12 protein-coding genes and 1 pseudogene are annotated in these 14,814 nt (G+C 45.1%); 11 read left to right on the forward strand and 2 right to left on the reverse strand.

Annotation, left to right across the window (positions count from 1 at the left end):
- Positions 1 to 27 precede the first annotated feature (27 nt).
- The gene (locus NCY57_RS11320; protein ID WP_243113460.1) at positions 28 to 948 is read left to right on the forward strand and encodes an SH3 domain-containing protein; all 921 of its coding nucleotides are present in this window, start codon (positions 28 to 30) and stop codon (positions 946 to 948) included.
- Positions 949 to 1,013: 65 nt separating this feature from the next.
- Here the strand turns inward: NCY57_RS11320 and NCY57_RS11325 are convergent, their stop codons facing one another.
- Positions 1,014 to 1,550: an N-acetylmuramoyl-L-alanine amidase family protein gene (locus tag NCY57_RS11325; protein ID WP_173739989.1), complete on the reverse strand. Its 537-nt coding sequence runs from the start codon at positions 1,548 to 1,550 to the stop codon at positions 1,014 to 1,016.
- Between the two features lie 112 nt (positions 1,551 to 1,662).
- Here NCY57_RS11325 and NCY57_RS11330 point away from each other — a divergent pair.
- From NCY57_RS11330 to NCY57_RS11365, 8 genes and pseudogenes are all read left to right on the forward strand, one after another.
- Positions 1,663 to 2,313, forward strand: a pseudogene (locus NCY57_RS11330) (pseudouridine synthase); the annotation flags it as partial.
- Positions 2,314 to 2,398: 85 nt separating this feature from the next.
- Positions 2,399 to 4,360, forward strand: coding sequence for an NAD-dependent DNA ligase LigA (gene ligA, locus NCY57_RS11335; RefSeq protein ID WP_173739990.1), 1,962 nt, complete (start codon positions 2,399 to 2,401; stop codon positions 4,358 to 4,360).
- A 91-nt stretch (positions 4,361 to 4,451) separates the two neighbouring features.
- On the forward strand, positions 4,452 to 5,384 hold the full coding sequence (gene metA, locus NCY57_RS11340; RefSeq protein ID WP_173739991.1) for a homoserine O-acetyltransferase MetA: 933 nt from the start codon (positions 4,452 to 4,454) through the stop codon (positions 5,382 to 5,384).
- 326 nt (positions 5,385 to 5,710) lie between these two features.
- On the forward strand, positions 5,711 to 6,526 hold the full coding sequence (locus NCY57_RS11345; protein WP_021650848.1) for a methyltetrahydrofolate cobalamin methyltransferase: 816 nt from the start codon (positions 5,711 to 5,713) through the stop codon (positions 6,524 to 6,526).
- A gap of 54 nt (positions 6,527 to 6,580) precedes the next feature.
- Positions 6,581 to 7,213, forward strand: coding sequence for a corrinoid protein (locus tag NCY57_RS11350; RefSeq protein ID WP_015524728.1), 633 nt, complete (start codon positions 6,581 to 6,583; stop codon positions 7,211 to 7,213).
- A 91-nt stretch (positions 7,214 to 7,304) separates the two neighbouring features.
- The gene (locus NCY57_RS11355) at positions 7,305 to 9,005 is read left to right on the forward strand and encodes an ASKHA domain-containing protein (RefSeq protein WP_250789679.1); all 1,701 of its coding nucleotides are present in this window, start codon (positions 7,305 to 7,307) and stop codon (positions 9,003 to 9,005) included.
- A gap of 16 nt (positions 9,006 to 9,021) precedes the next feature.
- Positions 9,022 to 9,561, forward strand: coding sequence for a DUF2284 domain-containing protein (locus NCY57_RS11360; RefSeq protein WP_110102179.1), 540 nt, complete (start codon positions 9,022 to 9,024; stop codon positions 9,559 to 9,561).
- Between the two features lie 15 nt (positions 9,562 to 9,576).
- The gene (locus NCY57_RS11365; protein ID WP_250789680.1) at positions 9,577 to 10,359 is read left to right on the forward strand and encodes an arylamine N-acetyltransferase family protein; all 783 of its coding nucleotides are present in this window, start codon (positions 9,577 to 9,579) and stop codon (positions 10,357 to 10,359) included.
- A gap of 21 nt (positions 10,360 to 10,380) precedes the next feature.
- Here the strand turns inward: NCY57_RS11365 and NCY57_RS11370 are convergent, their stop codons facing one another.
- A complete protein-coding gene (locus tag NCY57_RS11370) occupies positions 10,381 to 11,961 on the reverse strand; it encodes a PucR family transcriptional regulator (protein WP_092068990.1) in 1,581 nt (526 codons plus the stop codon).
- A 261-nt stretch (positions 11,962 to 12,222) separates the two neighbouring features.
- Between NCY57_RS11370 and NCY57_RS11375 the strand changes: the two genes are divergently transcribed.
- Both NCY57_RS11375 and NCY57_RS11380 read left to right on the forward strand, forming a co-directional pair.
- Positions 12,223 to 13,623, forward strand: a complete 1,401-nt coding sequence (locus NCY57_RS11375; RefSeq protein WP_173741061.1) for an MFS transporter — start codon at positions 12,223 to 12,225, stop codon at positions 13,621 to 13,623.
- A gap of 54 nt (positions 13,624 to 13,677) precedes the next feature.
- Positions 13,678 to 14,688 carry a uroporphyrinogen decarboxylase family protein gene (locus tag NCY57_RS11380; RefSeq protein ID WP_250789681.1) on the forward strand — a complete coding sequence of 337 codons (1,011 nt, stop codon included), beginning with the start codon at positions 13,678 to 13,680 and terminating at the stop codon, positions 14,686 to 14,688.
- The last annotated feature ends 126 nt before the right edge of the window (positions 14,689 to 14,814 follow it).

Consider the following 14,814-nt stretch of genomic DNA (forward strand, 5'->3'; position numbering starts at 1 on the left):
TGTTGTTATGATAAGGAGGACAAGAACTTGGATGATTTCAGAGAATGGTTATCAGATAACCTTCGCTATTTTATGTTAGGCGGAGCCATTCTGGTGATCGTGCTTGTTCTGATCTTTGGCGTCCGCGCCTGTGTTGGAGGTAAGAAGGGGAATTCCAATAAAGATCAGACAACAGCCCAAAGTAACCAGGAAAATGATCCTTCTTCTCCGGCAAATGATGGGGAGACAGACGAGAAGAAAGACGCCAGTTCCGCGGCAGATACGGATGCGGAGACAACCATGGAAAAAGCCAGCACGGAAGTAACCGAGCTGATTCAGAGCTATTATAAAGCTTTTGGGGAAAAAGACATTGCAACACTTAAGACGATTGAGGACGGATTTACGCCGGCTGACGAGTCGCAGATTAATTCAAGGGATTATATTGATGGGTATGAGGTACAGAATGTTTACGCTAAGAAGGGACTGACGGACGATTCGTATGTCGTTTATGTAGTCTTTAATTATATCTGTACTGGAATTGAGACTCCGGTTCCGGCACTGAGCCAGTTTTATGTGGAGACGGGCAGTGACGGCAATCTGAAGATCAAAGGTGGTGCTGATGACGATGCAGATATCAGTGCCTATGTGAAAAAACTGGAATCTGAGAAGGATGTGCAGGAGCTTATCACAAAGGTAAAGACGGACTATGAAGTTGCGCAGGAGAGTGATCCCTCTCTGGCAGAATTCCTTCAGGGCCTTGGTGAAGATGCCAGTGCTTCCGCAGATGCAGGAACAATGCTTACAGTTACAGAGGATTGTAATGTTCGTGCTTCCGCAGATTCAGAGGGTGAGGTTATCGGTGGTTTTTCTGCAGGAACGGAAGTTGAAAAGAAAGGGCAGGAAGGCGACTGGATACAGGTTGATTATGATGGACAGACCGGTTATGTCTATAGTGGTCTGTTAGAATAATAAGGGTTAATAAAATGCAGGTTCCGGAAGAACCTGCATTTTTGTTGCCCTGATATAACGAAAGATCATTTTTTGAGTGAACCGTCTGCTGCCAATGAGTATTTTTTTCCATTTACGGTGATGGTTCCGGTCTGCATGATTCCGTCTTCGTCCAGATAATAACGTTTTTTGCCTAGGGTGATCCAGCCGGTCTGCATGATTCCGTCCTTATTGAAATAATATCGATGACCATCTGTGTCGGTAAGCCATCCGGTATAGGCGGTTCCGTCAACCATAAATTTCCAGTTGGTGCCATCCGGTGTCCAGACTCCGTTTTCTGCCTCCGGCGAAACCTTTTCTGTTTCGGGAATCTCTGTGGGAACAGGAGACGGTGTGGCGGAAGGTGAGGGAGCGCCGGAAGATATCGATGCATCTGTATGGTGATCGCGATCTGAACTTGGTTCAATAGTCGAAATATCGCTGGTATTTATGGAAACTACGGAAGTACTGCTGCTTTCAAAAGGACCGGCCGATGACTGGGTAAAGAGAATACCGCAGATCAGACACAGGAAAACAGCGACAAAGATCAGCAGCCGGTTCATACGTGGAGTATGCTCTGACATGTTTTTCCTCCTGATATTTAAGTATATTTCTGTTTATCATACAATAATGAGAAAGAAAATACAAGAAAAATAACCGGTTGCGAACACGTGGGAAAAAATATATAATAGAACAATGGACGAAAAAATCAGAATCAATAAATATTTAAGCGATATAGGAGTCTGCTCAAGAAGAGAGGCAGACCGACTGACAGAAGCGGGGAGAGTTACTGCTAATGGAGAACTGGTTTCCACAGGAATGAAGATCCTTCCGGATGCGGAGATCTGTATTGACGGAAAGCCTGTAAAAAAACAGGAAAAAAAGATCCTGCTTCTTTTTCATAAACCAAAAGGGATTGTCTGCAGCACCAGACAACAGCGGAATGAGATGACAGTAACAGAATATCTGGATTATCCGGTGCGGATCTATCCCATAGGACGGCTGGATAAAGATTCCGAAGGACTGCTTCTCCTTACCAATGAAGGAGATCTGGTGAACCGTATCATGAAGGCGGGGAACTACCATGAAAAGGAATATCAGGTGACCGTGAATAAACCGGTGACAGAAGAATTTATCCGTGGTATGGGCGGCGGAGTGCCGATCCTTGATACGGTCACACGTCCCTGCAAGGTTACAAAAACAGGGAAAAACAGTTTTCGTATCATCCTTACCCAGGGTCTGAACCGCCAGATCCGTCGTATGTGTGAATATTTCGGATATAAAGTCGTAACACTGAAACGTGTTCGGATCATGAATCTGTATATTAATGGCCTGGAAGAGGGGAAATATCGTGAGATCCGGCCGGAAGAACGAAAAGAATTGGAGGAGATGCTTTCCTCCGAAAAATCAGAAAAAAGGACGGGAGGAAGCCATGAACGAATCATCCATAAAAAAAATGAAGGAGCTGGGAGAAAAGCTCCGGGAAGCGTCCAGGGCCTATTATCAGGAAGACAGGGAGATCATGTCCAACGTGGAGTACGACGCCCTGTACGACACTCTGAGCGCACTGGAGAAAGAAACAGGGATCGTTCTGGCAGACAGTCCAACCGTTAATGTAGGATATGAGGCAGTGGAGCAGCTCCCCAAGGAGGAACATGAGAGACCGATGCTGTCTCTGGATAAGACCAAAGAGAGAGAAGCTTTGAGAGAGTTTATCGGGGAACATCCTACACTTTTATCCTGGAAGCTGGATGGCTTAACGATCGTGCTTACCTATGAAAACGGAGAGCTTATAAAGGCAGTTACCAGAGGAAATGGTATTGTGGGAGAGGTTATTACCAATAATGCCAGAGTATTTAAGAACATACCTCTGAAAATTTCTTTTAAAGGGAGACTGGTACTTCGCGGAGAAGCCATCATTACCTATTCGGATTTTGAAAAGATCAACGAAACTATCGGAGATGCAGATGCCAAATACAAAAATCCCAGAAATCTCTGCAGTGGTTCTGTCCGCCAGCTGAATAACGAAATTACAGCGAAGAGAAACGTTCGGTTTTATGCTTTTTCTTTAGTGAGTGCGGAAGGCGTAGATTTCCGGAATTCCAGGGAGGTGCAGTTCCGGTGGCTGAATGAACAGGGCTTTGAGGTTGTGGAATATCGAAAAGTCACAGCGGAAACTCTGGATGAAGCGATGGATTACTTTGCGGAAGCAGTTACGACCAATGATTTTCCGTCAGATGGGCTTGTGGCATTGTATGATGATATTGCTTACGGAGAATCTCTGGGAACTACGGCCAAGTTTCCAAGGAACGCCATGGCATTTAAATGGGCCGATGAGATGCGTGATACGAGACTTCTGGAGATTGAGTGGAGCCCGTCCAGGACCGGACTGATCAATCCGGTAGCAATTTTTGAGCCGGTGGAACTGGAAGGAACCACAGTGAGCAGGGCCAGTGTGCATAACATCAGTATCATGAAGGAACTGAAGCTGGGGATTGGAGATACCATTCGTGTATACAAAGCAAATATGATCATTCCTCAGATCGCGGAAAATCTGACCGGAAGCGGTAATGCACCGATCCCGCATACCTGCCCGGCCTGCGGACAGGAAACGGTAGTGAAGAAAGAAAACGATGTGGAATGTCTTTTCTGCGTCAATCCGGGGTGCCCGGCCAAGAAAATCAAATCCTTTGGGCTTTTTACAAGCAGGGATGCCATGAATATCGACGGACTTTCCGAGGCAACACTGGAGAAATTTATTGCCAGGGGATTTATCCATGACTTTGGCGATATTTTTGAGATCAGCCGGTATAAAGATGAGATCGTGGAAATGGAAGGCTTTGGGCAGAAATCCTATGATAATCTTATGGAAAGTCTGGAACGGGCGAAAGAGACTACACTTCCAAGAGTGATCTACAGTCTTGGGATCGCAAATATCGGTCTGGCTAATGCAAAAGTGATCTGCCGCCATTTTGACAATGATCTGGACAGGATACGTCATGCCAGTCTGGAAGAGGTCAGTGATATTGATACCATCGGGCCGGTCATTGCCGGAAATCTGGTAGCTTATTTTAGGGATGAGGATAATGATCACCGCCTGGATCATCTGATGAGCTTTCTTCATATTCAGGAGGACAGTCCCAAACAGGAACAGATCTTTGAAGGAATGAATTTTGTGATCACAGGAAGTCTGGTGCACTTTGGAAATCGAAGTGAGGCCAAAGAGCTGATCGAATCCCTGGGAGGCAAGGTTACCGGTTCAGTTACCAAAAAGACCAATTATCTGATCAATAACGACATCCAGTCCAATTCATCCAAAAACAAAAAGGCAAGAGAACTGGGGATTCCGATCCTTTCAGAAGAAGATTTTCGGAAACTTGCCGGAGTGCAGTAAAGGCCGTACAGACTGGAGATACTTTTTATCTGAAGAAAAAAGCCGAGCGGCTCCTTTATAAGAGACGCTTTATATATAAGGAGGGCAAACAATGCCGATCAAAACACAGGGGGATCTTCCGGTAAAGGAGATCCTGGAGAGAGAAAATATATTTGTAATGGACGAAAAACGTGCCATGCACCAGGATATCCGTCCGATCCATATTCTGATCCTGAATCTGATGCCGCTGAAAGAAGAAACAGAGCTGCAGCTTCTGCGTTCTCTTTCCAATACACCGCTGCAGGTGGATGTGACATTTATGGCTGTGGAGAGCCATGAAGCCAAGAATACATCTCTCAGCCATCTGAACAAGTTTTATGAAACATTCACCGATATAAAGAAACGTAAATTTGATGGAATGATCATCACAGGAGCACCGGTGGAGCAGATGCCTTTTGAGGAAGTGGATTACTGGAATGAGCTGACTGAGATCATGGATTGGACTGAGAAGCATGTGACTTCCACGATCTTTCTCTGTTGGGCAGCGCAGGCCAGTCTTTATCATTTTTATGGCCTGAAGAAAAAACCTCTGGATAAGAAAATGTTCGGACTTTTCCAGCACAGGGTACTGAACCGTAAGATTCCGCTGGTCCGGGGCTTTGATGATGTATTTCTTGCGCCGCATTCCAGACACACAGAAGTTCCTATTGCAGATATCCATGCATGCAAAGACCTTACGGTCCTGGCGGAAAGCGAAGAGGCTGGTCTGTTCCTTGCAATGGCAGAGGGAGGACGTAAAATCTTTGTTATGGGACATCCGGAATACGACCGCGTGACTTTGGATGGCGAATATAAGAGAGACCTTGCCAAGGGTCTGCCTATTGAAATCCCGAAGAACTATTACAAAGATGACGATCCAAACAACAAACCACTCCTCACCTGGAGGGCCCATGCCAACAACCTGTATACGAACTGGTTGAATTATTACGTATACCAGAGTACTCCGTATGACCTGTACGGGACACCGGATTTCAGGGAAATTTAAGGAATATGAAATAAGTGTTAGCATAAGCTCATAAATCGTAGACAAAGCTATGATTTATGGGCTTATTTTAGATTGCTGCTTACGAAGGTCTTTCCTGAAAAACATTCCTACAAAATGTAGGAATAAATGCAATGTTTATGGTATGAAATGCGGCTGGTTTTTTGCATTTATTTTGATACAATCATTATATGAAAGACATGGAACTGAAATAAGAATTCTTGGTTACTGTTCATTGGTAATATTCTGCGAAGCGTGTTACTGAGAATGAAATGAACAGTAACAATTCTTGATGCAGGCCAGAATATGTTAACGGGAGGATAAATAATATGATAATCATAGGTGAAAAAATCAATGGATCCATCCCCTCTGTGGCGGAGGCGATCGCAAACAGAGATGCAGAATTCATCAAGCAGCGAGCACTTGCTCAGGCAAACTCAGGAGCAAGCTATATCGATTGTTGCGCATCTGTTCCGGAAGCAGAAGAAGTAGAAACCTTGAAATGGATGATCGACTGTATTCAGGAAGTGACAGATCTTCCGATTTCCGTAGATAGTCCCAGCGCAGATGTCCTTACAGAAGCTTACAAATTCTGCAGAAAACCGGGTATTTTTAACTCTGTATCCGGTGAAGGGGATAAGATCGATAAGATTTTTCCTCTTATGGCACAGCCTGAAAATAAAGGGTGGCAGGTTATCGCACTTCTAAGCGATGATACAGGTATCCCCAAAAGTGCGGAAGACAGGCTGAAGGTATTTGACAAGATCATGGCAAAAGCGAAAGAGTACGGAATTTCACCGGATCGTATCCATATTGATCCATTGGTTGAGATGCTCTGTACATCTGAAGATGGTATTGCGATGAACGTGGAAGTAATTTCAAGTGTCCGTAAACAGTATCCGATGATCCACATTACAGCGGCGATCAGCAACATTTCCTTCAATCTGCCGGTACGTAAGCTTATCAATTTCGGATTTGTGGTACTTGCAATGAATGCCGGCCTTGACAGCGCGATCATGGATCCTACAAACAGAGATATGCTTGGCCTTGTATATGCAACAGAGGCATTGCTTGGTCTGGATGATTACTGTATGGAATACATCGGAGCATACAGAGAAGGTCTGATCGGACCTGTAAAAAAATAAATAAAACGCATATGCGGAATGCGGATAAAAAATAAAAAGCGGAGGTGTTTGATTATGTCAAAAATCACAGAAGTAGCAGAATTGGTAGAAAAAGGAAAAGCAAAACTTGTAGGTGCAGCTGTACAGTCAGCTCTTGATGAAGGCTGTGAGGCAACAGAGATTCTTAACAGCATGATCGATGCAATGGCTGTTGTAGGTGAAAGATTTAAGAACGGAGAAATCTTTGTTCCTGAAATGCTGGTAGCAGCCCGTGCAATGAAAAAGGGTGTTGAGGTTCTGAAACCACATCTTGCATCCGGTGCTACAGGAAGTATGGGAAAACTTATCATCGCTACTGTAGCAGGAGATCTTCATGATATCGGAAAGAATCTTGTTGCAATGATGATCGAAAGTGCCGGCTTTGAAGTTATTGATCTCGGTGTTGATGTACCTGCATCGAAGGTTATTGAATGTTACAAAGAAAATCCGGATGTTAAGGTAATTGCACTTTCAGCGCTGCTCACAACTACAATGCCGGCTCTGAAGGATACAGTTGCAGCACTTAATGCGGAAGATTTCAGAAGCAATGTTAAGATCATGGTTGGAGGAGCACCGATCACGAAGGAATTTGCAGATGAGATCGGCGCAGATGGATATTCAGAAGATGCAGCAAGCGCAGCAGTTCTTGCAAAAGCTTTGGCAGCATAAGGGAAAATAAAACGGGCCGCTCTGTATTGTCTGTGCATGGCATAGACGGCAGAGCGGCTTTTGCTTTACAGTGACCATCGGAGGGATGAAAATGTACCGAATAAAATTTATCAGGGAGGAAAAGGAGATCCTGGTGGAACCGGGTACCAGGATCCTTGAGGCGGAAAGAAAAGCAAAGCTGGTTCCTGATGCACCCTGCGGAGGCCGGGGAAAGTGCGGGAAATGTCGTGTTAAAATAGAAGATCACATGGTGCTTGCATGTCAGACGGAAATCCACAGTGACCTTGAAGTAGATACATTGTCCGGATGCCAGGAAGAGGAGATCCTTACAGAAGGAATGCAGAGACCGGTTGCGTTCAGGCCTGATCTGAAACAGAAAAAAGTGATTCTTAAGAAACCGGAGACAGGAGACAACCGCTCTGAATGGGAGCGGCTGACAGAACAGCTGGATGTGGAAAAACCTGTTCTGCCTGATACTGAAATTGCATCGAAGCTTTATGGCTGCAGAAAAGAAGCAGAAGAATGGTATGTGATCTGTGCAGGAAATGAGATCCTGGATATCAGCAGAGAAGAGAAAAAAATCTGTTTTGCGGCTTTTGATATAGGTACAACGACGGTGGTTGGCTATCTTATGGATGCATTGACCGGGAAGCAGCTGGCTCTCAAGAGTAGAATGAACCCACAGACTCAGTATGGCGCAGATGTGATCATGCGGGCGGATCATGCTCTGGAGCATGGCGTAGAGCAGCTGACCGGCTGCATACGGAATGCGGTTGATGAAATGCTCCAGGAACTGGCAGAGGAAGCAGGAAGAAGCACATTAGATATCTGTCAGGTATCCGTGGTAGGAAATACCTGCATGCATCATCTTTTTCTTGGGATTTCTCCGGCATCGCTGGTCCATGCACCATATAATCCGGCGATCAGTCAGGGGCTTACACTGAATGCAGAGCAATATGGGCTCCATATCCACAGAAAGGGGCAGCTGCTTATGCTGCCTGATATAGCCGGGTATGTAGGGGCAGATACCTGTGGCTGCATTTTGACGCTCAGACAGGATCAGCAGAACGAGATCAGCCTTATGATCGATATTGGAACGAACGGGGAGATGGTCCTTGGAAATAAAACGAGATTAGCCTGTTGTTCAACAGCTGCCGGTCCGGCATTTGAAGGTGCAAAGATCGAGTGCGGGATGCGTGGAGGAGCAGGAGCAGTGGATCATGTAGTATACAAAGATGGAAAATGGGAATACACGACTATAGGAAATAAGGCTCCGGCAGGCTTATGCGGTTCAGGTCTGATCGATCTTGTGGCACAGCTGTACCTGGCTGGCTTTATTGATGAAAGTGGTCATCTGGAAAGCGGCCAGGAAAAGGCGGGAGTGTTTGTGCTGGTACCTCCGGAAAAGTCGGGAAATGACAGGGGCGTTTATCTGACACAGAAGGATATCGGAGAGGTACAGCTGGCAAAAGCGGCTATCGCAGCGGGAATCTTTCTTCTTATGAAAAGACTGGAGATCACAGAAAAGGATATTAAACGGGTCTATCTTGCCGGTGCATTCGGTAATTACATGAATCCGGAAAGTGCGGCAGCGATCGGGATGTTCCCGGCCGGACTGCTGCCCAGGATACAGCCGGTGGGAAATGCGGCAGGCGAAGGTGCCAGGATCGCACTCCTGAATGAAGAGGAAAGAAAAGAAATGGATCGAACTGTCAAAAATATGGATTTTGTGGAGCTGGCAGCTTCGCCGGAGTTCCAGGACTGTTTTGTGGATGGCTTATGCTTTCCGTAATGCGAGGAGAATGGATATGCTTAATATAAAAGAACTGGAAGAGATGGGAAAAAAGGCAGGATTTTCTTATGTAGCACTTCTGAAGAGCGATTCGATCCAGCTTATGCCGGAGGTAAGGGAAATGTGCAAAAATAATACCTGCCATATGTATGCAAAACGCTGGAGCTGTCCTCCCGGATGCGGAGATCTTGAAGTATGCAGAAAAAAGATAGAAAAGTACAGGGAAGGCATTATTGTCCAGACAGTGGGGAAACTGGAGGATCCTTTGGACGGAGAGACGATGATGGAGACCGAAGCGGTTCATAAACAGAATTTTTATGAATTTGAAAAAATGCTCAGAGAAAGATGGCCGGGCATGCTCCCCATAGGGGCCGGGTGCTGTACAAAATGTAAAACGTGTACATATCCGGATGCTCCATGCCGTTTCCCCGAACAGGCATTTTCTTCGATGGAAGCCTATGGAATGCTGGTAACACAGGTATGCCAGGCAAATGGTCTGGAATACTATTATGGTCCCTGTACGATCGCCTATACCAGCTGTTATCTTCTTGAATAGAACAGGAGTGAAAAAATGAATGACAGAGAACGGGAGGCATATCTGAACAGGATCGGATATGAGGGTGAATTAAGAACAGATAAAAAATGTCTGGAAAAGATAATGGACCTTCATCTTTGCAGTATTCCCTTTGAAAATCTGGAAGTTTTTGACGAGGGAAGGATTCCTTCTCTGAAGTGGGAAGATATTTATGAGAAGATCATTGTCAGAAAACGAGGTGGATATTGCTTTGAGCTGAATAAATTGTTTTATGAGCTTCTGAAAGCTTTGGATTTCCGTGTGATCCCTGTGGCGGTAAGGATATTGTGGAACCGGGAAGAGCTTCCGCCGGTCCTGCACCGGGCAACCCTTGTTATTTTTGAGGAAGAAAGCTATTACTGTGATGTAGGATACGGAGGTCCCGGTCCCAAGAAGCCGGTTCTTATGAAGGATGGTATCCACAGAGAAAAAAACGGATGGTACCGTGTTAACATGAAGCCGGGAAATACAAACGGAGAGATACTTGTTGAACGAAGGAAAGAAGAAAAATATCTGCCAATACTCAGATTTTCACAGACTCCTACAGTAGAAGCAGATTTTGAACTGCTGAATTTCTATTGTGCAAAATCTCCAGATGTATTAATTACCAGAAAAAGAGTGGTGAGCATCTGCAGACCGGAAGGAAGTGTTGCGCTGACCGGGGATGTTCTTACAATCCAGAAGGAAGATGGATCCATTGAAACGAAAATAAGCGATTCGGAAGAAACCATCAGGCTATGGATGGAACATTATTTCGGATTGGAGTTTTTACAGATATAAGCAGAAAAAAGGACCAGGTTGTCAGGTGACAGTCTGGTCCTTTTCCTGCAGAAGAAAGCAGAGCTGCAGAAGAAGCCGGTCTTTCGGATTATCCAGATCAACCTTTGTGAGTTTCTGGATGCGCTCCAGACGGTAGGTCAGGGAACTTCTATGTATAAAAAGCTCACGGGCTGTCTGAAGAGAATTGCGTTCATGCTCCAGATAGACCTTGAGTGTGTGATACAGCTCAGTATTGTTTTTTCGGTCATAATTCTGCAGTGCATCCAGCCGTGAAGAGACCAGAAGCTCGGGACTGATCTGATGGCTGATCTGGGAAAGCATATATTCCAGAAGATAAGCATCAAAATGATAGCACCAGGCCATGCTCTGACTTTTTTTGCCCAGGCGCAAGGCGGAAACAGCCTGAATATATCCCTGAGGGATCAGGAGAAAATCACGAAATTCAGAGCTTACTCCCATTTTAAAAAGCCCTTCGCGCAGGATGATCGCAAGTGAACTGATAACATCGGAAGATACAGAGTGCTTAAAGGACAGATTAACGATCACAACGATTCCCTGCTGATAGGTAAAAGCCAGACCTTCCGGGATCTGGGCTTCAATGTGTCCCAGTGTGGCGATGGAAGAGTGCATACGGTCATCCTGCTGCTGGGTTTCCAGACGAAGTACAAGATACCGGTCATGGCGATTCCAGTTCAGATACTGGATCTGATCGGTAACTGCCTGTAGTTCTGTGAGCTTTCCGGAAAGATACTCCGTGAAGAACTGCCGGGAGTCATTTCCCATTGAGATTTGGAACAGATTGTGCCGACGGATGCATAGCTCGATAAAGGAGCCAAGATACTCAAGAGCAGAAAAATGTCCGGGCTGTATCTCCGTCTGGAGCTCATCTACACAAAGCCTGCCCTGATAATTGCCGCTGACCCAGAGATTCATGTAGAGGATACGGTAACCGCGGAGCTCTTCGGAATAAATATTGGCGCCGTGGGTGATAAGTGTGCGCTGGTATTCGGCATCAAGCTTGAAATCCTGAATCAGGCTTAAAGGTGCGATGAGTCTACCTGTACGCTGGTCATGGACCCATTCGGACATACCGGTTACGTGCCGGGGAGAAGAAAGGATATAAAAGTTGGTGTCGTGGGCAAAAACCGGATTATGAAATATATCCAGACTGGCTTCCAGCATCTCATTCAGCGGATCGATACTTCCAAGTGCAAGCTGGAGTTTACTGTCCCAGTCAGAATATCTGTCAAAGGTCTGCTGTATTTGGTTGAAGACCTCAGAAAAAGAAAGGGTTCCCTTAATGTGAAGGATCCTGCAGCTTTCGGAAAAGCAGGAAAGATCACCGGAGCCCACCACTACAAATGCGATGTTCTGGTATCGCAGGAAGCTTTCGGAAAGAGAATTGCCGAAGACAAGATAAAGGTAGCATGGCTTTAGCAGGGCTCCTGCCTGATATATGCGAAGACCATCCAGCGTCAGGGGGTCTTCACGGCAGAGGATGGAAACATCCTCTTTTTTCTCCGCAAAATCGTCAGCAATGATCTGGAGATTAAGATGGAAGCCTGTATGCAGGCTATTCACGAAATGCTCTCTTTTGTTCAAAATATTTCCTCCAATTCATAAAAGCCTTGTATTTATAGGAAATTATAACATATTAGACGGAAAATAAAAAGAAAACGGAGGGGAAATTATTTGTGCATATTTACAATAATAACTGTACAAAAAGTATGAAGCATTGGAGAAAGAATGAAGAAGTGTGCGGATTTACGAACAAGAAAAAAACAACTATACTATAACCATCAAAGGTAACGTGAAGTTGTGGAAATGGCCGGCCCCACAAAAAACAGCGAAGGGGGAAAGAAAATGAGTAAAAATGAAATACCGAAACAAGATCCGAAACAGAAAAAGGGTCTTACAAATGCCCTGAAATATTTCTTTGGTGTTGGTGATGCCGGATTTGTTCTTATGAGTAATATCGAGACATTTTACTTTATGACATTTCTGACGGATCTGGCTGGTTTTGCAGCTGGTGTAGCTGGTGTGATCAATTCCGTATTTACCATTGTTGATGCATGTCTGTCCTGGCTTTACGGAGGAATCATCAATGGCACAAAAGCAAAGAAATGGGGGCGTTATCGTTCCTGGCTGATCATGGTTCCGTGGATGGTGCCGTTTCTGTACGCATTCATGTTCATACGTGTCAGCGATAATGAATGGGTTTCGGCAGTGGTGATCATTGCCGCATCCATCGCATCTCATGTGGCATGGAATTTCAGCTATGTTGCCAACGCAACCCTGATCAGTATTGTTGGCAAAACACCGGAAGACAAAGCAACGCTTGCATCCTCCAGGGCAACCTGGAATAACATAGGCGGTCTGTTGTTTTCCTATATGGGTCTTCCATTTGCAACACTTCTTGCCGGATATGTCGGTGAGAAAAATAAATTTGCAGCAGCAGCTTTCTGCCTGGGTATTCTGATGGTCGTAACCTATTTTGCCCATTTCAAGATGACGGAAGGCTATGAAGAGATTGAAACAGAAACAGCAGGAAAGAAAAATGACAAAACAAAGATCACGATCAGAGAGATGTTTGCTTCCCTGTTTCAGAATCCGCCTCTTATGGTCCTGATGCTGGCAGACCTTGCAAAATGGTGTGTGAAATTTGTAACAGCAGCATCTGCTATTTACTATTTCAGGGATGCAATGGGAAATCCGGGACTGATGACCACTTATCTTCTCTGTGTTGCCATCGGTGCCATCATCGGAGCTTTTTCCATGAGATACATTGCAAAAGCAATATCGTCCCGTACAACTATGATCATTGCTTATGCAGGAATGGCAGTATCACTGTTCCTTGTATATATTTTCTATGGAAATGCAATGACAGTGATCGCTCTTATGACACTTGCCCAGTTCTTCTATGGCATGGCTTTTGCAGCTTCACCTGCACTTTATGCGGACACTGTAGTGTATGCAACATGGAAGAGCGGAAAAGATGCATCCGGATGGATCATGGGATTACAGAATCTTCCGCTGAAGATTGCCGTATTCTTAAGAGGAACGATCCTCAGCGCCTGTCTTGTGGCGGTAGGCTGGAAATCCGGAGTTGTTCTTGAGGGAACGGCCCGTCAGGGAATGACGATTTCCTTTGCACTTGTTCCGGCTATTTTCTGTCTGGCAGGTCTTCTGCTTCTGGTGTTTGGATTTAAGATCACAAAGGAAAAGGTTCTTCAGTATCAGGCTGAGATTGACGCAAGATCATAAAGATAAGTGATCGGGTATTTCGAAAGATCACAGGATAATAAAGGAGGAAGCATTATGTTGAAAGCATCGGAGATTTTACTTGAAACGATAAAAAAGGACGGCAGGCCGGAACGACTTCTGAGACAGTATGAGGGTGCGACCTTTTACCCGCCGAACCCGGCAAATAATTATGTGCGTGGAAACCGTCACCGTGGTATGGAGCCTATGAAGGATCTTTTCGGAACTGAGATCCTCTGGCCCCAGGAACAGCTGGCTGCAATGCCACATGTAACAGAGGACAATAAGGTCATTGATGATATCACAGAATGGAAAGAGCAGCTGGTGATTCCAGATATTGTCGGTCAGTGCTCGGATCCGGCTTTATGGGAACCATTTAAACAGAAGGCACAGGAGATAAAGGATTCAGGAAGCCTTTTCATGGCATTTATGCCTACAGGTGTTTTTGAGAGGCTTCACTTCCTGATGGGATTTGAGGATATGCTGGTGAACTTCCTTCTTGAGCCGGAGGATATGATGGATCTCTGCAATGCCATTGGGGAGTACCGTTTCCAGCTTACAAAGCTGATCGTTGATAATCTCCACCCGGATATCATCCTTTCCCACGATGACTGGGGTTCCAAGCAGTCCCTGTTCATCAGTCCGGACACATGGAGAGAATTTATCAAACCACAGTATGAAAGATCCTATAAATATATGAAAGACCATGGAGTGATCATCATGCATCACGCAGATTCCTTCATGGAACCGATCATAGAGGATATGGTTGATCTTGGGATTGACATCTGGCAGGGAACACTTCCGCAGAATGATATTCCGAAGCTCCAGAAACAGCTGAACGGAAGAATGACACTTATGGGCGGAATCGATGCTTCTATTGTAGACCGTGTGGATTCCACAGAAGAAGAGATCCGTAAGGAAGTCAGAAGAGCATGTGAGGAGTATGCACCAAACGGACATTTCATTCCATGTATTACCTATGGAGGTCCCGGTTGTCTGTTCCCTCATGTAGATTCAATTATTGATGACGAGATTGAAAAATATAATAAGGAGCATTCCTGTAATTAATTAAAAGCGCCAATTGAATAAAAAAGAACCTCAAGGTATGATTGAGTTGCATCTTGGCGGATGTAAACAAAACAATCAAGCACTGGAGGTTCCAAATGAATTATACACAGAATGAAAAGATTGAGC

This window comes from Blautia sp. MB18-30, from assembly GCF_023669475.1.
Lineage (GTDB): Bacteria > Bacillota > Clostridia > Lachnospirales > Lachnospiraceae > Blautia_A > Blautia_A fusiformis.

Excerpts from the sequence above, each read along its gene's own strand:
- NCY57_RS11350 (WP_015524728.1), top strand. The coding sequence starts at position 6,581 with ATGTCAAAAATCACAGAAGTAGCAGAATTGGTAGAAAAAGGAAAAGCA.
- ligA (WP_173739990.1), top strand. The coding sequence starts at position 2,399 with ATGAACGAATCATCCATAAAAAAAATGAAGGAGCTGGGAGAAAAGCTC.
- metA (WP_173739991.1), top strand. The coding sequence starts at position 4,452 with ATGCCGATCAAAACACAGGGGGATCTTCCGGTAAAGGAGATCCTGGAG.
- NCY57_RS11365 (WP_250789680.1), top strand. The coding sequence starts at position 9,577 with ATGAATGACAGAGAACGGGAGGCATATCTGAACAGGATCGGATATGAG.
- NCY57_RS11360 (WP_110102179.1), top strand. The coding sequence starts at position 9,022 with ATGCTTAATATAAAAGAACTGGAAGAGATGGGAAAAAAGGCAGGATTT.
- NCY57_RS11325 (WP_173739989.1), bottom strand. The coding sequence starts at position 1,550 with ATGTCAGAGCATACTCCACGTATGAACCGGCTGCTGATCTTTGTCGCT.
- NCY57_RS11355 (WP_250789679.1), top strand. The coding sequence starts at position 7,305 with ATGTACCGAATAAAATTTATCAGGGAGGAAAAGGAGATCCTGGTGGAA.
- NCY57_RS11380 (WP_250789681.1), top strand. The coding sequence starts at position 13,678 with ATGTTGAAAGCATCGGAGATTTTACTTGAAACGATAAAAAAGGACGGC.
- NCY57_RS11345 (WP_021650848.1), top strand. The coding sequence starts at position 5,711 with ATGATAATCATAGGTGAAAAAATCAATGGATCCATCCCCTCTGTGGCG.
- NCY57_RS11375 (WP_173741061.1), top strand. The coding sequence starts at position 12,223 with ATGAGTAAAAATGAAATACCGAAACAAGATCCGAAACAGAAAAAGGGT.